The 19,265-nt window shown below is 55.3% G+C and carries 15 protein-coding genes and 1 pseudogene; 5 read left to right on the top strand and 11 right to left on the bottom strand.

The window, feature by feature from the left end; translation table 11 throughout:
- Positions 1–62 precede the first annotated feature (62 nt).
- The 3 genes and pseudogenes from KVT34_RS13765 to KVT34_RS13775 form a co-directional block, all read right to left on the bottom strand.
- Positions 63–437 (bottom strand): annotated as a pseudogene (locus KVT34_RS13765) (manganese catalase family protein); the annotation flags it as partial.
- A gap of 77 nt (positions 438–514) precedes the next feature.
- The gene (locus KVT34_RS13770) at positions 515–781 is read right to left on the bottom strand and encodes a spore coat protein CotJB (RefSeq protein ID WP_217559319.1); all 267 of its coding nucleotides are present in this window, start codon (positions 779–781) and stop codon (positions 515–517) included.
- A gap of 38 nt (positions 782–819) precedes the next feature.
- Positions 820–1,005, bottom strand: a complete 186-nt coding sequence (locus tag KVT34_RS13775; protein ID WP_170318682.1) for a spore coat associated protein CotJA — start codon at positions 1,003–1,005, stop codon at positions 820–822.
- A 224-nt stretch (positions 1,006–1,229) separates the two neighbouring features.
- Here KVT34_RS13775 and KVT34_RS13780 point away from each other — a divergent pair, with 224 nt between their 5' ends.
- Entirely contained in the window at positions 1,230–3,815 is a 2,586-nt protein-coding gene (locus tag KVT34_RS13780) for a glycoside hydrolase family 84 protein (protein WP_217559321.1), read from the top strand.
- A gap of 254 nt (positions 3,816–4,069) precedes the next feature.
- Here the strand turns inward: KVT34_RS13780 and ytvI are convergent, their stop codons facing one another.
- The 7 genes from ytvI to KVT34_RS13815 form a co-directional block, all read right to left on the bottom strand.
- Positions 4,070–5,116 (bottom strand): sporulation integral membrane protein YtvI, encoded by a 1,047-nt coding sequence (gene ytvI / locus KVT34_RS13785; protein WP_217559323.1) that lies wholly within the window; start codon positions 5,114–5,116, stop codon positions 4,070–4,072.
- A 17-nt stretch (positions 5,117–5,133) separates the two neighbouring features.
- A complete protein-coding gene (locus KVT34_RS13790; protein ID WP_217559747.1) occupies positions 5,134–6,447 on the bottom strand; it encodes a hemolysin family protein in 1,314 nt (437 codons plus the stop codon).
- 63 nt (positions 6,448–6,510) lie between these two features.
- Positions 6,511–7,641 carry a radical SAM/CxCxxxxC motif protein YfkAB gene (yfkAB, locus tag KVT34_RS13795; protein ID WP_254634859.1) on the bottom strand — a complete coding sequence of 377 codons (1,131 nt, stop codon included), beginning with the start codon at positions 7,639–7,641 and terminating at the stop codon, positions 6,511–6,513.
- Between the two features lie 123 nt (positions 7,642–7,764).
- The gene (locus KVT34_RS13800; protein WP_254634860.1) at positions 7,765–10,020 is read right to left on the bottom strand and encodes an MMPL family transporter; all 2,256 of its coding nucleotides are present in this window, start codon (positions 10,018–10,020) and stop codon (positions 7,765–7,767) included.
- Positions 10,021–10,241: 221 nt separating this feature from the next.
- Positions 10,242–11,330: an HD-GYP domain-containing protein gene (locus tag KVT34_RS13805; RefSeq protein ID WP_217559325.1), complete on the bottom strand. Its 1,089-nt coding sequence runs from the start codon at positions 11,328–11,330 to the stop codon at positions 10,242–10,244.
- A 190-nt stretch (positions 11,331–11,520) separates the two neighbouring features.
- The gene (locus KVT34_RS13810) at positions 11,521–12,351 is read right to left on the bottom strand and encodes an undecaprenyl-diphosphate phosphatase (protein WP_217559326.1); all 831 of its coding nucleotides are present in this window, start codon (positions 12,349–12,351) and stop codon (positions 11,521–11,523) included.
- A 113-nt stretch (positions 12,352–12,464) separates the two neighbouring features.
- Positions 12,465–13,916, bottom strand: a complete 1,452-nt coding sequence (locus tag KVT34_RS13815) for a bifunctional metallophosphatase/5'-nucleotidase (protein ID WP_217559327.1) — start codon at positions 13,914–13,916, stop codon at positions 12,465–12,467.
- A 156-nt stretch (positions 13,917–14,072) separates the two neighbouring features.
- On the opposite strand from KVT34_RS13815, the gene KVT34_RS13820 reads away from it, so the two are divergent.
- The 4 genes from KVT34_RS13820 (at position 14,073) to KVT34_RS31805 (ending at position 18,352) form a co-directional block, all read left to right on the top strand.
- Positions 14,073–14,837: a molybdenum cofactor biosynthesis protein gene (locus KVT34_RS13820; RefSeq protein WP_217559328.1), complete on the top strand. Its 765-nt coding sequence runs from the start codon at positions 14,073–14,075 to the stop codon at positions 14,835–14,837.
- A 407-nt stretch (positions 14,838–15,244) separates the two neighbouring features.
- Entirely contained in the window at positions 15,245–16,273 is a 1,029-nt protein-coding gene (locus KVT34_RS13825; protein ID WP_217559749.1) for a ThiF family adenylyltransferase, read from the top strand.
- A 262-nt stretch (positions 16,274–16,535) separates the two neighbouring features.
- Complete coding sequence (locus KVT34_RS13830; RefSeq protein WP_217559329.1) at positions 16,536–17,594, top strand: HD-GYP domain-containing protein; 1,059 nt, start codon at positions 16,536–16,538, stop codon at positions 17,592–17,594.
- 170 nt (positions 17,595–17,764) lie between these two features.
- Complete coding sequence (locus KVT34_RS31805) at positions 17,765–18,352, top strand: DUF308 domain-containing protein (RefSeq protein WP_254634861.1); 588 nt, start codon at positions 17,765–17,767, stop codon at positions 18,350–18,352.
- Positions 18,353–18,573: 221 nt separating this feature from the next.
- On the opposite strand, the gene KVT34_RS13840 is transcribed toward KVT34_RS31805, so the two are convergent.
- Complete coding sequence (locus tag KVT34_RS13840; protein ID WP_217559330.1) at positions 18,574–18,909, bottom strand: DUF2512 family protein; 336 nt, start codon at positions 18,907–18,909, stop codon at positions 18,574–18,576.
- Between the last annotated feature and the right edge of the window lie 356 nt (positions 18,910–19,265).

The raw sequence follows: 19,265 nt of genomic DNA on the forward strand, positions 1-19,265 counted from the left end.
ACCGTGACTGAAGGTGAATTGGTGAGTATTGTGTGGAAGCCATTTGTTTTGCCTCAATAAATAATAGGATCGCCTTTGGCTTGAATGTAAGCTGCCGTCCACGGTACGCCGGCCGCATTTTGGTAAAACAAAGCCGAATCGTGGTTGACGTAATATTCGCCCAGGCCCGCGGCTTTCAGCTGGTCGGGGGTAGCGTCTTTTGTGAGCTTATAAACCATTGTGGCAATCATCTCAAGGTGAGCGAATTCCTCGGTCCCGATGTCATTTAATACCCCGATCACTTTGTCCGGAATGGTGTACCGCTGGTTCAAGTAACGCAGCGCGGCAGCAAGTTCCCCGTCCGCACCCCCGTACTGCTCGATCAGAAGTTTGGCCATGTGCGGATCGCATTTGCTTACACGAACCGGATACTGCAATTTTTTCTCGTAAATCCACATCGGAATCCCCCGTCTCCTTAAGCACAGCTGTGCTTGTTTTTCCGTCCAGTCCGTTCATACAGTTTCCTCTACACATGTCACACCTGCCAAGGCCAAGGAGCTTCGGCCCATTCCCAAGTCTGCTGCGGCAGCGCATTTTGCCCGTATTGCAGAAGCGGTCCGTACAAACACTCGTATTCCAGCGCGATTTGCCTCCGTTTTTGGGAAAATTCGTTGAACTGCTGCAGAGCATGGACATCTTCGGGATGGGTGTCCAGATACAAGGTCAGTTCGACCAGTACGAAATCGGCCGCCTGCAGGTCGTGCAGAAGCCGGTAATAATTTTCATCCAGTTGTTTATGCATACGGTTGTCGTTCCCCTCTCTTTCGCTTACAGACCGGACTAACACTTGGGTTCGTAGCTGCTGTACAGCTCCGGCCAAAGGGTACCCAGCCTCAAAGCCTCGTAAGGGCTAAACTGCGGCAGGCACATGGGCTGGAACTTGATGAACAGGTTCGGCGGAGTTACATACGTTTTGACGAGCTTCGGCGGGCAGGGATCGAACGGTCCCACGAAAGGATGGTACATGCGAACTTCAGGATTCAATGCGCTTCCTCCTTGTAACCGGTAATGGTGTGGCTCTGCAATACCATATGGCATCCGCCCAGGAGCGGTATGGGCACCCGCCCAGATTTACAAAATAAAAGCGGAATAATCCGCAAGATTGTCATCTCTACCGTCTCTATGAATATCCTATGATAGAAAGAGAGACGATCCGGGGAAGCTTTTTCCCCTTAAAGGAGTGAGATGGCATGACACATCATCTGAAAGCTCCCCTTCTGACCCCGCCTCCGCAGGAGGTGGAATACAGCGGATACACCGTCCCTTTGCATCCAACTGCCGGGATATTGGCAGGCACGGGTACGTCCCCCGAAGCTCTGCTGGAGCTGAGGAGTCTGCTTATCGGAGCCGGCGTCAAGCGCGTCGTTCCGTGCAAGGACTGGCATTCCGCCGCCAAAATGCCTCTGGCCGTCTATATCGGCAAGCTGCCGGCCGATCCCGCCGTACAGCAGGAATTCCGGTGCCGGCGCGGCGGCGACCCCCTCGGAATTCCCGAGGAAGGCTACACCCTTGCGGCGCGGCGCAGCAAACACGGCGGCAGCATGATCGTGCTGGCGGGCGCGGATCATACCGGCACCCTCTATGCCGTCCGCACGCTCAAGCAGCTCATTCATAAAGGCCCGATGACGGCTAACGTGCCGGCAGTCACGATCCGGGACTTCCCCGCGTTCCCCGTAAGGGGCGTTGTGGAGGGGTTCTACGGCGGTCCGTGGTCTCCGGACGACCGGGTCAATCTGATCGCTTTCCTCGGCGATCATAAAATGAACACGTACCTATACGCCCCCAAAGACGATCCGTACCTGCGCGGGCGCTGGCGGGAACCTTACCCGGAGGAAGAGCTCCGCCATATCCGCAGGTATGTGGATGCGGCCGAAAAAGCCGGTGTCCGCTTCGTTTACGCGCTCTCGCCCGGGCTCGATATTTGTTTCTCGTCGAACGAGGAATTTCAAAAGCTGGCTGCCAAAGCGAGCCAGATGTGGACGCTCGGAGTCCGCCATTTCTCTCTGCTTATGGATGATATTTTCCAGAACCCGAATTGCGCGGACGATGTACAGAAGTTCGGCGGGGACGAGAGCCCTGCTGCGGCCGCGCAGGCTTATTTGCTGAACCGGTTCAACCGCGAGTTCGTGCAAGCGCATCCCGGTGCCTCCAGGCTCATTACGGCGCCGACGGAATATTACCAGGACGGCTCCAGTCCGTACCGGAAACGTTTCGCCGAATTGGTAGATCCGGGCATTCTCGTCTGCTGGACGGGGATCGGCATCGCTCCGGCGGTTATCACCTCCGGGGAAGCCGAGCGGATTCACAAGGTGTTCAATCACGATATGCTCTTGTGGGATAACTATCCGGTAACGGATTATGTGCGGGAAAAGCTGTTTCTCGGGCCTCTTGAGGGCCGCGACCCCGATCTGCACAAACACGGCCAATTCGGTTACTTGTCCAATCCGATGGAGCATTTGCAAGCTTCTTTGATCGCGTTGTTCACGGCGGCCGAGTATGCCTGGAAGCCGGAAGCTTACCGGCCTTGGGAATCGTGGGAGAGATCGCTTAAGAAATTCGGAGGCCCCTTGCATAAGGAGCTGCGGATTTTGGCGGAGAACCATTTGTCTTCCGCTGTCCATACCGGTGAATCTCCGAAACTCACAGATCTTTTTGCGGCTTTTTGGGAAGATTTCGAGAAGGGCGCACCGGAGAAAGCCGCCGCTCGTTTGACCGCTTACTTAGGCTCTATGCGCAGAGCAGCCTCACGATTGGCTCAAAAGCACAATCCCGATTTCGTGAGGGAAACGGCGGACTGGCTGAAAAAAATCGGCTTTTACGGAAAAGCCGGAGAATTCGCCGTCTCCCTGCTCCTGGCGATGATGCGGGATAGCGGTGAAGAGGCCGATGCCCGGTACTCCGCCTACGCCGCCGTTCTCACGCAGGATACCGTCGACATCGAGGTGGCGGAACCGAGAACTGGCTCGCGCCGTATCGACGGCGAAAATCGCGAGCGGGGTGAATCCGAGCTAATCCGGTATACACCGGTGTATGGGGCAAGGACCGGGACAAACGAGTGGGGCTACGAGGTGACGGTCGTGAACGGGCGCATCGTCCGGGAAGGCGGCAACAATTCGATCATTCCCGCCGACGGCTATGTACTCAGCCTTCATTCGGGCCAAGACAGAGAATGGCTGAAAAGCATGACGATAGTCGGCGCTAAAGTGGACATCCGTGACGGGCGTGTAACCATTTCAGTCGAAAAAGGAACCTACCCGGTTCCCAACAAAAAAGTTTCGGCCGACGGAGTTATGGAGCCTTTCCTGCAGCGGGTCTCGTCAGCCTACGAGATGTATGTCCGGTGGCGTGAGGACCGCGGGTTCACCGATCCGATCAGCACACTTCCGGCCTGGGAGAGCAACGTGCTTGCGAACATGACCGACGGCAGGGCGGATACGTATTTCTGGAGCGGAAGAGCTCCGCAATCCGGGGATTACGTGGGCGTAAATCTCGGGCAGACGGCACAAGTGCGCCGCATCCGCATCAGCCTGGGCCATCCCGATCCGGCAGCTCCGCAGGCAGGCGACGTTATCCGCAGCGCTTCTCTGGAAGCTTCGCTGAACGGCCTCAGTTGGACGAAGCTTACGGAATTCACGGAGCAGCGGGAGATTGATTTCACTCCCGCCGCCCCCTTCCGCGCTCACTTTGTCCGGCTGAAAAGCAACGCGGTCCAGACCGAGTGGGTCATGGTCCGTGAGTTCGACGTCACGGCGGAACGCGATCAGGCGCCGGACTGATCATAGGTGGTTTCCGTATTTCGTCAAAGCTTCGCCAGGGATGGTTCGGTTGGTTCAGATGGTTCAGATGGTTCAGATGGTTCGGGGGTTCGGATGGTTCGGATGCTTCAGACGGTACGGATACTTCAGAAGGTACGGATGCTTCAGACGCTTCGGATGGTTCGTTGATCTCTACGAACCGTCATCCCCCAAAAAAGCCTGTCGACCGGAGCGCAAGCTCGGGGCGACAGGCTTTTGTACACCAAATAGACCTTCTAATCCAGGTTAATCTTAAATTGCAGCAGTCCGACCTGCCGCATCGTTTGAAAGAGAATGACAAGCAGCGGTCCCAGGAACATGCCGGCCACGCCCATCAGCTCGAAGCCGATGTATAAGGAAACCATGGCCGCAAGCGCGCTAATCCCGACCGAGTTGCTAAGGATTTTCGGCTCGATGACACGGCGGGCCAGCGTGATGACGATAAACAGCAGCATGATCTGCATAGCCATGCCCGGATCGCCAAGCAGCAGCCTGTAAATCGCCCACGGCAGAAAGACAAGTCCCGTTCCGATTACCGGCACGAATTCCATAAACATGACAAGCAGGGCAATCGCAAGCGGATAGTCCGTCCGGATAAACAAAAGGCCAATCAAGGTAAGCACATAAGTGAGCATCGACATCATCACTTGGGCATACATAAATCCGAACAAAGCCTGACGGAGGGAAAGGATCAGTTTTTCGACTTTTTCACGGGAACGGTCATCGAACATATTCAGGAAGGATTGCTTCAATACGGGCAGCGAGTAGGAGAAGAGATAGAGGGAGAATAAGTAGACGATGAACAAAATCAGAAGATTCGGGATGGCCGCGGCCGCTCCCAGAAACGAGTCGGACAAAAGCAGGATAAAACGTTCCAGCGCTTGGGCGGCGGAAGCCAGTCCGTTCTGCAGCCAGACTTGCATTTGGGAGTTATCGCCCGGGAAAAGGGACTCGTACATAAGTCTCGCCTTTGCGGCCGCATCCTCCACATAAATGCCGGTTTCCTCCAGATAAACGGGGATTTTGCCCCAGAAATTCATAAATTCCGTTACGACTTTGACCCCGATCATGGAAAAAAGGCCCAGGGTAAGCAGCGTAAACAGGGTGCTGACAAGAGAAACGGCTGCAAACCTGCGCAGTTTAAGCAGCCGCATTCCCGTTGTCACCACGGGCTCCAGCAGCATTGCGGTCACGATCGCCAGCAGAAACGGCATTCCCACGGTGAAGAGACCGTACAGCAGCAGAAGCCCGAAAGCCAGTATAAGCAGGGTTTTCCACGACACGTGAAAGAATTCCCCCTTTATTCCTCCAGTCCGGCTGCAGGATCTTTGGGCATTTCGCTTTCGTTCTTCGTGATGTTGACACGGGTAATACGAAGCCGGTCCACCTCGGCGACTTCAAACGTGTGTCCGCCGAAGACCACTTTTTTCCCTTTAATCGGGGAGCCTTCAAGCGTCTTGAATACCCAGCCGCCGATCGTGTCGACTTCCTCATCCTCAATTTCGAGATGAAGCAGCACGTTTAAATCTTCAATCAGTGTCCGTCCTTCGACGGAAGTGATATTTCCTTTAACTTCGATGCTCGGTCTCTCATCCTCATCGAATTCGTCATGAAGCTCGCCGACGATTTCCTCCATGATGTCTTCGAGCGCCAGCATCCCCGCCGTTCCGCCGTACTCGTCCACTACGATGGCAAGCTGGGAATGCTTTTTTTGCATAAGCTTGAGCACCTGGCTGATCTCCATGGATTCCGGTACGCTGAGAATCGGCCGCACGAACTGCTGCAGCTCGACCTGAACCGTTGCGTCCGCGGTCAGCAGATCGGTAATGTGGACAAAGCCGATAATCTGGTCCTTGTCCCCCAAGGCTACCGGGTAGCGCGTGTGCTTGGTCTCGTAGATATGCTGCAAAATTTCGTCGTAAGGCTGGTCGATGAACAGGCAGTCCATGTCCGTGCGGGGCAGCATTACCTCGCGGGCGATACGATCGGAGAATTCGAAAATATTATCGAACAGAAGCATTTCGTCGCGGTCGATGTGTCCGCTTTTGGCGCTCTGATTCATCAATATGCGGATTTCTTCCTCCGTATGCGCGGCATCGTGTTCATTGGCCGGCTTGACGCCGAACATTTTAAGAAGCAGCCGTGCCGCTCCGTTGAGAACCCAGATAGCGGGAAGAAAAATTTTATAGAAATACATCAGCGGGGCCGAGGTCCACAAAGAAATCGCATCGGGTTTCTGGATCGCCAGCGATTTGGGCGCAAGTTCCCCCAGCACGATGTGAAGAAACGTCACAATAGAGAAAGATAAAACCAGCGAAATCGTCCCCGACAGGAAAGTCGAATGCCAGTTGAGAACTTGGAAAAGCGGTTCGATAATGAGTTTCGCAATCGCGCTTTCCCCGACCCAACCGAGTCCGAGGGACGCCAGCGTAATCCCGAGCTGGGTGGCGGACAAGTAAGCGTCCAGTTTCTTCGTGACGGCAAAAGCGAATTTCGCTTTCTTGTTCCCTTCATTCACGAGCTGCTGCAGTTTCGATTGACGCACTTTCACGAGCGCGAACTCGGCGGCGACGAAGAACCCGTTGAGCAGTACCAGCAATAAGACCAGTGACATATTCAGAAAAATTTTATCCCATTCAAAACTCCCCAATGGTTCTCAGTCTCCTTTGCTGCTAAATTACGTCAGAATGGCCTGACGCCGTGTGAAATCCTCACCGGAGTAATAAGAATTCGCCACCAGCAGGTTGGGACCGCAGCAGGAAACGGCGGGACAATGGCAATCGACCGTGCGGCTCAGCGGATGGTTCAGCCACCGATCAAAAACGGTCTCCAGCTTATCCTCGTGCAGATTGCCCAAAGCCGGGACGTCGGCAAAATCGGTTACGTAAACGTCGCCAGTAAACATGTTGACGTTGAGACGGTTGCGCCCGTCCGGATCGTTGCGGACCGTCAAGTTCGGTTCGCTGCGCAGCCGGCTCAGCAGCTTCCGGTCTTCCTCTGAGCTGTTGCACGCGTAGAAAGGAAGTGTTCCGAGCAGCATCCACATCTCCGGATTGCGTCCGTCGAGCAGGCGGTGAATCGTATCCCTCAGCTGATCCAAAGTAAGGATCGGCAGATTGGATGCAAAAGAACTCGGATACATGGGATGAACCTCATGCCTCTGGCATCCGATTTCTTCAATGATTTTATGTATAGGAACTATTTTCTCGCTCGTCCGGGTGTTCAGCATGGATTCCGCCGAAATAAACATCCCGCCCTTGCTGAGCGCCACGGAATTATCCAGCATGCGGTCGTACATTTTGGAAGCGGCTTGCATTCCGACAGGCCGTCCCGAACGGACAAAACCTACTTCGTGAAAATCTTCCGCGCACGTGTAATTAAAGGAAATGTGCATCACATCCAGATAAGGGGCAATCCACTCGTACCTTTCCAGCTCCATAGTAAGATTGGAGTTGATTTGCGAACGGACTCCTCTTTCGCGTGCGTACCGCAGCAGAGGGACAATATATTCCTTTACGGTTTTCTCGGAGAACATGGGCTCTCCGCCCGTAATGCTGATCGTTTCCAGGTGCTGGATTTCTTCCAGCCTGCGTAGCGCATGATCCAGGGCAAGCTTCGGCCCTTCTTTCATGACAAGCGTATCGCCCACCGCACAATGCTCGCAGCGCATGTTACACAAATTCGAGACCGTGAATTCCACGCTGGTTAACGTGTGACGGCCGTACTGCTGGAGCGAACGTATCGGATCCCACGGGTCGTAGGAGGGCGAAAGTTTCATTAAAGCCGGGACAGCTGTTCGTTCATTCATTTCTTCTTCACATCCGGTACCTAAATTGGGGTGATTTCCCGATCCCCCTGGAATATACGCCTCTTTGCGCAAACGTATGCCCTCTATTGTACCCGATGCCAATGAAAAATGAAATAATCTCCGTTACAGTAACGGATCGCTTCCCTCCCTCGGTCCGTGGGGACGCAGCCAGCCCGGCGCCCACCAGTTCAGCCTGCCCAGCAGCTTCATCAAAGCCGGAACGAGCAGGAGGCGGACGACAGTCGCATCAATGAGGACAGCGAGCGCAAGTCCCAGGCCGAGTGCCTTCATAATCTCGATATCGGTAAAAATAAACGTGCCGACCACGACGATAAGAATGAAAGCGGCGCTTGTGATAAGCGAGCCGGTTTTCATCATCCCTTCGGCCGTACTGCGCTCGTTGTCTCCGGTCCGGTCGTACTCTTCCGCGATCCGCGAAATGAGAAACACCTCATAGTCCATCGAAATGCCGAATACAACGCAGAAAATAACGATGGGCACAGTAGCGCTCACGTAACCGGTCGAGGTTACCCTCATCAGTTCGGCCAGGAAACCATGCTGAAAAACGAGCACCACGGCTCCGATACTTGCCCCTAGGCTTAATACGTTCATCAAGACCGCTTTAAGCGGGAGAAGCAGCGAGCGGAACGCCAGCAGGAGGACGATAAAAGTCACTCCCAAGACAAACATAATTACCACCGGCAGCTTGTCTTGAATCCGGTCCAGCATATCCAGCCGGTACGCGGGGCCGCCCGTCATATGAACGTCCAGCCCCTGCCGGTCCAGCCCGCGGAGGCTCCGCACCAGAGCGTCGGTCGCCCGGTCGTCGGGGTCGCTTTCCGGGACGACGCGGATCAGCACGCTGTCCTGAGCCTTCCCTGTCTTCCCAGCGCCCGGAGAAGACAGGGAAGGCTCGCTCAGCACCGAAGCCGCCTGCTCGTCGCTGAGGCCCGGGAAGCCGTCCAGCACGCTGCGGACGCCTTTCACTCCCCCGGTTGCCTTCACCGAGGCGATGTAGGCCCTCAGACGGCCGACGGATGCGGCGCCCCACGTGCCCTCCGGGGCCGTGGCAAGGACCTGCAGCGGGTTCAACTCCCGCTCGTCGAACGCCTCCCCGGCCAAGTCACCGGCTTGCCGCGCGCCATACTGCGGCGGCAGGACGTCTCCGCTCGGCGTGCTGAGCTGCATGCCGCGTATGGGCAGCATCATGGCCGTCAGCGCCGCCGTCAGCACGAGGGCCAGAACGACGGGATGGCGCATGACAAAGTAGGCGGTCCGCTCCCAGAAGCGCCGTGTCGTCCCTCTCTCCGACCACGCTTTCGGCAGGACCCGCAAGGAATTCACGTGTCTGCCGAGCATCCCCAGCAGCGCCGGCAGGAGAGTGTTGGCAGCCAGGACCGAGATCGTCACCACGAGAATGCCTCCCAGACAAAGGGAGCGGAAGAACGAAAGATCCACGAACAGCATGCCGCACAACCCGATGAGTACGGCTATTCCCGAGAAGAAGATGCTTCGTCCCGCCATCCTGCAGGTCACCGCAACGGCGTCCGGAATCTCCCTGCCGGCTCTCAGCTCTTCCCGGAACCGGCTGACCATAAACAAAGCGTAGTCGATTCCAACCGCGAGCCCGAGCATCGTCACCATATTCGGTAGGAAGTTGGACAGCGCGACCTGTCGCGCAATAAAGTAGGTAATCCCCAGTGTCGCAGTCAAGCTGGCCACACCGACGATAAGGGGCAGCAGAGCTGCCGTTAATGTGCCGAAAATGATCAGGAGCACGATCAGCGCAATCGGCAGGCCGATCATTTCCGCTTTGGCGATATCGTTCTTGCTCGCTTTCTGCATATCGGCCAGCAGAGCCGGCGCTCCGCCCATGTACACGTTCATCCCCGGAGGCGGAGTCAGACGAGCCTGAATCTCGCCGTATTTTTCCAGTACTTTCTCCACTTCCAGCTTGAGTGCCACGTTAACCGCCTGGATTTCGGCTGCCCGGGCCGATTCTTTTCTAGGGCTTTCGACAAACGCCCACGTATCTACATAAGGCAAGGACTTCAAAGGCTCCAGCGATTTTGCAATGGAAGCCTTGACTTTTTCCGTCGTCAAATCTTTGCCGTCCCCGTCATACACGAGCTGCAGCGAAGAAGGCGGAACGCCCAGCTTCTCCTGCAGCAAGTGAAACCCCTTATCGGATTCACTGCCTTTCGGCGTAAACCCGTCGTCTTTCAGAAGCGCCGGTACTTGACCCGCCAAAATCGCGGCCCCGGCAAATAATACGATCCAGACCGCCAGTACTCGCTTGCGGTACCGGTACATGGCGTATCCCCACTGCATGAATAGTTCCGACTTCGCACTTGGCTGCATACCGTTCATTCCGTTCATTCCGATTCCTCCCGGACCTCTTGCGGCAACCGGAATTCTTCCGTATAAGCGGAATTTCCGTAATCGCTTCTTTTAGTATGGTTCGGGGATTTCCATTTTATATCAGCCTTTGAGAAAGAAACGCAAAAAAAGCCGAACGGAACCCTCCGTCGACTTTCGGCTTACAACGGGCTATTTTAAAAACAGAACGGCACTTTGTCACGCTCTCTTGACAGCATCGCTTACAGGGGATGGACTTCCGTAATCATGATCGTCAATTTTTTGGACAAATCGATCTCATACGGGGAGGCGATCAACTCGCGCGCTTCGTTCTTGATCACACGGACAACGGGCCGCTGGGGAGCGGAAGCATTGAGGTCGACCACGACAGCGATTTCGCCGGTATTGAGCGCTACGGTGACGCCGAGCGGGTAAATGGCCACTTTATCCCGGAACAAGTTTAGCATTTCCTTATCGTACAAGGTGCCCGCTCCGCCCATAATGACTTCCAGCGCCTCGTGGGGAAGCATCGCCTTGCGGTAAACCCTCTGTGTCGTCATCGCATCGTAGGAGTCGACCATCGCGATCCATTTCGCATAGGGATGAATCTCCTCGTCTTTAATGCCTCGCGGGTACCCGCTGCCGTTGATCCGTTCATGATGCTGAAACGCGCAGTGAGCGGAAAGCAAAGGGATGTTCGGCTCATTCTTGAGCATTTGATATCCGTACACCGTATGTTTCTCCATCTCGGACCATTCCGGTTCGGACAGCTTGGAGGGCTTCGACAGAATCTCTTCCGGGATTTGCGTTTTGCCGATATCGTGAAGAAGAGCCCCGAGGCCCAGCGTCATTAATTCATCCCTTTCGTACCCATGGCTCATGCCAAGCATGGTGGTGTATAAACAGACGTTAAGCGAGTGCTGATATAAGTAGTGGTCTTTAATCTGAATATCGCCCAGCATAATCATGGCGTCTTTATGACGGGATAAATCATCGATCACGTGGTCCATCTGCTGCCTGAACGATTTGCCGAAATGTTGGTAATTCGCCAGTGTTCTCCGTCCCGGTTCGTTCATCAGCTTGCGAAAGGTGGAACGGATTTCCGTGAACAGCCTGAGCTTGGTCTCCTCCGAGACCAGATCGTCCGGAACGATATCCTCCGTCAGCGCATCCTGGATATATAAATAATCGATTCCGTATGTTTTCAACCGCTCCAGCAGCGATTGCGTTAATTCGACATTTTCCGCAAGCAATACCGCTCCCTGCTCGTTGTAAATATGTCTGCCCAGTCTCATGCCCGGCTGGCATTGGCTGATGGGTAAAAGCCGCATATTCTCCAAACCCCGCGATCTGTATATTCCTCTCTTTATACCCTTACTGTATAAGATATTTTTGGAAAGAGCAATACAAAAACCGCGTTTTTTCGACGCGGTTCCAGGAGGTTTATTTACATGTTCCATCCAATTTTGTAAAAACTATCTCTCCGGTTGTCCAAACGTATGGGCGAAAACCCGGAAAAGCCTAAGTTAGCCACAGATAAACGATGAAAATAGCGGCCAGTGCAAAGCGGTAGTAAGAGAAATAAGTCAGTTTCATGCGCTGTACGAAACGGATAAACGTCACAATGGCCAGCAGCGCGACAATAAAGGAAACGATAAAGCCCACTGCGAAAAACAGGATGTCGTCCGACGTAAAGTTTTTGTAGCTCTTGAGCAGGGAATATCCGCTGGCGGCAAACATGATCGGAACCGCCATAATGAACGTAAAATCGGCACCCGCTTTACGGGTCACACCGTGAAGCATACCGCCGGCCATCGTCGCTCCGGAGCGCGAAAATCCCGGAATCAGGACGGATAGACACTGGTAGAGGCCGATGGTAAAAGCCTGACGATACGAAATACCGTCCATGTCCTCAACGACCGGCCCTCTTGTCCGGTCCATCTTCTTCTCGGCGATGATCATCAGAATCCCGCCCAGGATCAGGGACACGACTACGGTTTTCGGAGAAAACAAATACGTCTCGATCAAATCGTCGAACAGAAACGCGATCCCCATCGCCGGGACTATTCCCAGCAGAATGTGAAGGACATTTAACCGGGAAGCTCCCGCTTTAACCGCTACCGGCTCCCGGTTGATTCCGAGAATACGCAGGATCCGCTTCCAATACACGATCACGACGGCAAGAATGGCTCCAAGCTGGATCACGATCGTGAACGTCTTCATGAGCGGTTCATCGTCGCTGATTCCAAGCAGAGATTGTGTCAAAATCATGTGTCCGGTTGAGGAAACCGGCAAAAACTCGGTTAATCCTTCCACAATCCCGATAATCGCGGCAATCCATAAACTGAACATGGTCTCTCTCCTAATAATAACAGCTGGGGACCTGTGCCGGGCACGGACAGATCCCCGCAACTATACATTTTACCCGGATGAAAGGGTCAAGACAAGTTAACCTTCGGTAACGGTCAAATGCCTTCCAACTGCCAGCGGGACTCGAAAGCCTCTTGAAAACGCTCGGGATGCTGAAGCTCCTCGCCCAGAATATCCCTCAGCAGCTCGGGAAGCAGGTACTCCACATCCGTTGCTTCGTGCAAGGATAAGTAGCCGACTCCGAACGTAAACATGTCGATCATACCGACCGTATACGACCGCTCCGGGTCCAGCGCTTCGCCGTTCACGAGCACTTCCCGGATTTTGCGCAAAGGCTTCCCTTCCGGATCGTAACGGACGGTCAAGCCGTCCAGGCACAGGATGCCCAGCACTTCTCCCCGGAAGCCGAAACCCCGGATCGGCTTGCTCTGGAATTCCGGCAGGAGGGATTCCTCCAGCGCCTGCAGCAGCCGGCCGCCGGTCAGCTTGACCCGGCACGGGTTGATCGGGCCGGGACAGACGGCCAAGAGGCGTCCGAGCGTGACGGGCCCTCTCGCAAGCCCGCGCAGCAGCTGGCCGGCGTTGACGAGCCCGATCTCCGCGTTCATCCAGCGGCGCAGACCCGACGCGAGCAGGTTGCCAAGCGGAGACTCGCCGTACCAGTCAAGCTCCAGCGGCTCCGCGAGATCCGTTACCGGGATATCGAGGGAGCGCCGGCCCAGCTCCGCATTGCGGGCGAGAATTTCCGCGATCTCCGCGTCGTCCTCGCAGCCGGATACGTCGTGAACGCGGCCCGCAAGCCGCTCGATGCGCCGCTCCCGCACATTGTAGGCGATCTCCACCTCTCCCGCATACTGGCCGTATTTGCCTGCGGCGCAGACCAGCGTGCTGCGGATGTGCAGCGGCGTTTCCAGCAGATGGTGAGTGTGGGCGCCGAGGATGACGTCAATGCCTTCGATTTCCGCCGCCATCCGTTCATCGTAACGGAGTCCGAGGTGGGACAGGACGACCACGATGTCGACCTGCGGCCGCAGCTTCTCCACCCAGTAGGCAGCAGCTTTAACCGGCTCCTGCACATCCCAGCCGAGCAGCTCGTAATAATCCGTAAAAGCCGCCGTCAGCCCGATTAAACCTACGGTGATGTCCCCTTTGCGTACGATATGGTACGGAACCATCCAAGCCGGAACCTTCCCCGTGTCCGCATCAAGAATGTTGCTTCCGATAACGGGAAATTCCGCTTTCGTTTCAAAAAGACTCCGAAGCGCATCCGGAGCGTATGTCAAGCCTTCGTTATTGCCCGGAACCATCGCCTCGTATCCCGTTGCATTCATGATTTCGATATTGGCGGCGCCGCCCGTCCCTTCGGTTTCGAGCCTCATCCGGTCCAGATGATCGCCGATATCCAGCGTCAGGATCTCATCCCCTTCATGGCGGCGCCGGAGCTCTTTGAAGCAGGTCGCAATTTTGGGCATCTGTTCGAAATGACTGTGCAAGTCATTCGTATGAAGAATCACTAACGTCTGGTGCTTCTGCTGCTTTTCGGGCATGATTTCACCTCCGCTGTAAAGCCTGTCTCTATTACGTATGCCATACTTGGCTTCATTATGTAAGAAGCCCGGTTGCCCGGACAGCCTCATTATATCATTTTCGTTTTAGGATATGATATGCTAGTTGAAAACGCAACTTTCAGGAGAGAAGTCCTCATGACGTTCCATATCCGGCTTTTTGCGGGCTTGGCCGATGAGCTCGGCCGCCCTTCCATCGATATCGCGCTGTCCCCGGACGCGTCCGGGCATTCCGCGACGGTTCAGGACCTGCTGAACGAAATTGCCGAGCGGTTCCCTGCCGCAAGGTCTCTTCTGGCCCACTGCTTTCTGGCCAAAAATCACGCGTATGCCGCGCCGCACGAACTTGTCTGCGAGACCGACGAGCTTGCGCTCATTCCTCCCGTCTCGGGCGGAAGCGGCGAAGCGCCGGATGCCGGAGACGAAGCGGCCGAACCCGTACGCTACGTGCTTACGCGGGAACCGATCGAGCCCGCCGAGGTCCTACATAAGGTTACCCATCCCGACTGCGGAGCGACACTCGCGTTTATCGGCACGACCCGCGAGCACACGCACGGAGTGCGCACCGTCCTGCTCGAATACGAAGCCTACGAGCCAATGGCCGTCTCCGTCATGGAAACCATCGGCGCAGAGCTGGAAGCACGCTGGCCCGGATGCCGCTGCGCGATGACGCATCGGCTGGGGCCCGTCGGAATCGGCGAAAGCAGTCTGGTCATCGCCGTCTCCACGCCGCACCGGGCAGACTGTTACGAGGCAAGCCGTTACGCCATCGAACGCGTGAAGCAGATCCTGCCCGTCTGGAAAAAAGAAATCGGCGAAGACGGCTCCGAGTGGAAAGGCTACGTTTCGCCGGAAGGCGCAGCCGGCTGGAATCCGCTGGCCCCGCCCCCCGGCCGGGAATAGTGCAGCGTGCGCAGCCGCGAACGCTTTCGGATCGAAGCATCGAAACGTTAGGCGATGTTAAACGTCAGGAAGAAGAAGCCAGGTACGTCGGCGAGCGTAAGAGACAGCCGCCCGATTCCGTAACCGGAATCCGCTACCGCATAAAGCACACGAGAACACCGGACCCACCGGAATTATTGTCCTAATTGTCATTCCCATTCTATCCGGAAGGAGCAACTCCTATGAGCAGCCCTCATCCTTATCCGCCGCCGGACGATCGGTCGTCCGCGGCTTTCTCCTCTTCCTCCGCAGGGGGGACCGAAGCGGCCGCCGAATCCGCGGCGCAGCCTGAGACGGTCCAAGCCGGAGCAGCGAGCGCAGCGGCGGCTCAGGCCCCGCAGGCACGGGCCGCGGACGGCGCGGCCGAAGTGCCGGCGCGCTACTCCCGGCACGTGCTTTTCAAGCCCGTCGGCGAGAACGGCCAGCGGGCGCTCGGCCACGCGCGGGTCGCCATCGTCGGCCTCGGCGCGCTCGGCACCGTCCTCGCGAACCACATGGTTCGCGCCGGCGTCGGCTTCGTGCGCCTGATCGACCGCGACTTCGTCGAAGAGAGCAATCTGCAAAGGCAGATGCTCTATGACGAAGAAGACGCCCGCCAGGCGCAGCCGAAAGCTTCAGCCGCGGCCGCGAAGCTGCGGCTGGTGAACTCTCTCGTCGGCATCGAAGCACACGTTGCCGACTTGAATCCCTTGAATGCCGAAGAGCTGCTGACCGGGGTTGATCTGATCCTCGACGGAACGGATAACTTTTCCGTCCGGTTTCTGATCAACGACGTCAGCGTTAAGCACGGCATTCCGTGGCTGTACGGCGGCGCCGTCGCTTCGCGCGGCGTTTCGCTGGCGATTCTGCCCGGCGAAACGCCGTGTCTGCGCTGCCTGTTCGGCTCCGCGCCGGCGCACGGCACCGCGGACACGTGCGACACCGCCGGCGTGATCGGCCCGATCATTCATATGGTCGCCTCGTATCAGGCCACAGAGGCGATGAAAATCCTGATCGGGGACAGGCAGCATCTCAACCGCCGCATGCAGCAGTGGGACCTGTGGTACAACCACTACACGTCGGTGGACGTCTCGGGCGCCCGCAAAGCCGACTGCCCGGCCTGCGCGCATCGCTCGTTCGAATATTTGGACGCCGAGATCGACGGGGAAACGATTCAGACGTTGTGCGGGCGGGATTCCGTTCAAATTCATCCCGTCCGTCCGGCCGACTTCTCGCTGGAACAGTGGGAACAGCGCCTTGCTCCGCTCGGCCGCGTAAGCCGCAACAAATTTCTCCTTCGTTTCCGCCCGTCGGATGACATCACACTCGCCGTGTTTCCCGACGGACGGGTGCTCGTACAGGGCGTCACCGACCCTGTCGCCGCCAAAACATTGTACAGCCGTTACATCGGCATGTAATCGGATTATTAGCAAGAGCCTTATTCCTGTAAGGCTCTTTTTGCACTTCCGCTTCGTTTGGCTTCTCGGCGGTCGAGCGATTTGTATCGGGCTTGCACCGGACTTTTTTCCGCTTTTTCCCCGTTCACATTTCTTTATCAATAATTGATCAAATCCGACAAGTATATTCCGATAGTTGGAAAATGTTACATTGCAACTCTCTTTATTCTCCTGCTAATATGAAGGTGATTGAGAAAAACTGGGAAAAGGTGAATGAATTCAGATGAGAATTCATATATCAGATTTGCAAGTGGGGGACCGTCTTACCCGCGATACGTTCAACTCCAACGGATTGAACATTTTATCGGCCGATACGAAAGTGGACGAGTTCGATATTTTAAAACTGAACAAGCACCAGATTGAATATGTGGACATCGAAGAACGACTGCGGCCCGGCCTCGAAGCCCAAACGGAAACGGCCGTTTCCGCGGAGCTTTCGAAGCAGGAGGAATCGTTTCACACCGCAATCGGCGGCATCAAGGATCTCTTCGAAAGCGCGGTCAGGACGGGCAAGCTTTCCGACTCGGTTGTCGAGCAGTATTACACTCCTCTCATTTCCAACGTGCGGGAAGAAAAAGACGTCGTGAATTTGCTGCTGTGCTTGGACAGCCGCGATGACTATACGTACCAGCACAGCGTTCAGGTCGGGCTTATCTCTTATTTTATTTCGACCTGGCTGGGCAAAAGCGAAGAAGAAGCCAAACAGATCGGCAAGGCCGGCTATCTTCACGATATCGGAAAGTGCCGAATCAGCTTCGACATCCTTCAAAAACCCGGCAAGCTTACGAACGAAGAATATGCCGAGATGCAAAAGCACACCGTCTACGGATATGAAATTATCCGGAATTCGATTGGCGACGATCTGTCCGCCTTGGTCGCCCTCCAGCACCACGAGCGGCTCAACGGGAGGGGATATCCGCTGGGCAAAACCGGCGAAGCGATTCATCCCGCGGCCAAAATCGTTGCGGTAGCCGACGTGTACAGCGCCATGATTAACAACCGTTCGTACCAGTCCAAACGGGATCTGCTCTACGTCTTGAAGGAGCTTCACAAAATGAGCTTCGGCGAGCTTGACCCTCAAGCGGTTCATGTGTTTATCGCCAACATGATTCCGAACTTTATCGGCAAAAAAGCCACCTTATCCAACGGAAAGTCCGGCACGATCGTCATGACCTTCCCGAACGATTACTTCCGGCCCCTTATCCAAGTCGATGAGGCCGAAGACACGTTTATCGATCTTACTCAGCGCACCGACCTCGAGATTCAATCCATCACCGTTTAGTAAGCGCTTTAAAAGATACTCCTACAAAAAAGCGGCAGCCGCCTTTTCCCTCCGGGAATTTAGCGGCTGTTTTGTGCTACAATAATGGTATCCAATTGAAATTAACACGGAACTTGGCCGGCAGTGCAGTGTAGCCGGCTTCATTTTTTTATGAAGGAGGCGCGTTTGCAATGGCCGACGAACGGAACAAGAGCACCCATCCAAGCAATGAACAGCCCCTCGTGACGATAAAACGCAAGTCCGATCCGGTCGAGGAGACCGCTTCATTCGGAACGGACAGAGCCGAATCCCGGCGCGGGCCCGAACCGCCCTCTCCCGATTCGGAGGGCGTGCGTTCCCTCGCCCCATCCGCTTCGGAGCTTGAGCCTGTTACATCCCGGACGGCTGAAGAATTCTCCGTGCACCGGGGACACTCGGGGCATCCGGATTCGGGTTCGGATTCGGTTCGCCGCTCCGAAAGCTTTTTCCCTCCTGATGGAATGCCCCCCACGATACGGAAGAAAAGAACCTCCGTCGTCTTGTCGATTGTCTGCGGCATTTTGGCGATCCTCTTAAATCTGCCGGTTGTGACGCTGTCCTTGGGCTTGATCCTGGGAGTTGTCGCATTTGGCGCAGGGCTTGCCGCACGGCGTGCTCACCGGCGTTCCGCGGGATTGGTCCTCTCCCTGTTCTCATTTCTTATCGCGGCCGTCTGGCTCGCCAGCGCCTTGGTGCCCCTGGCTGTCGATCCCACGATAAGAGTGGGACTGCTGCCTTAATCTTTAGGTTGCGAACGAGTGCTGTCTATATTTTTATACCCGTTGTTTTTGAACGAAAAATGCCTATGTGACTTGAACGATAAGCGTGCAAGTTTACCTAGGCATTTTTTAAAATTTAATTATTTCAGCATCAAATTTCCTCAAAGCGGTTGTAATCATGGGGTAGTTTCCGGACGTTTGCTCGATGGTAATTATACACAGGTAAATGCACACCTCAAGTTTTATCTGGCCGGCAGCTCCCGCAGCATCCGGTGATACATGGCCTCGATCAAACCGAGCACAAGGACAATGGTCAACAGCTCGCCCGTGGAAAGCGACCAGTCTGCCACATAAGCCGCCAGCCATAAGAATACGAAAGCCAATGCGGCGTCGCAAATCGTCGCAATCAAATTATTGGAAACCCTCAGGATAAGCTGGTCCCCGATTATAAAAGCCACGAGAGATAACAAAACCGCTGTCAGAAGAGCCGATGCAAAGCTCGCCTCCGTAAAAGTGATCAGCAGAGGGATGACAACAACCCCGTTTAGAATCAATTTAATGATCAGCTTGCCTGCCACTTATGTTATCCTCCTTGTGTTCGATATCCTGGAAGTCCTGAATCCAGTCGATGTAGAACTAGGTTTTGACCGAAACCCTTTTTTTATACAAAAAAACCTTCGCATATGCGAAGACTTCTTAAATATATCTGACCTGGGCAATAAGCAAAACTGGCTTGTATCCTCGAAGAATGCAAAAAACGCGTCCCAAAAGGACACGTTTGGAATCGAATGAATGACTCGCGCAAAGTCGTGTTTTCTCCTCGCCTCTCCTCCGGCCTGGGATTACCGGTTCCCGTCCACTACTTATTTCTCTTCTGCTTTTTCAAAATAAACGATTTCACATCTCATGCCGTCCATCTTCTAGAAGCTGGCGC

Source organism: Paenibacillus sp. GbtcB18, from assembly GCF_019091125.1.
GTDB lineage: Bacteria > Bacillota > Bacilli > Paenibacillales > NBRC-103111 > Paenibacillus_F > Paenibacillus_F chitinolyticus.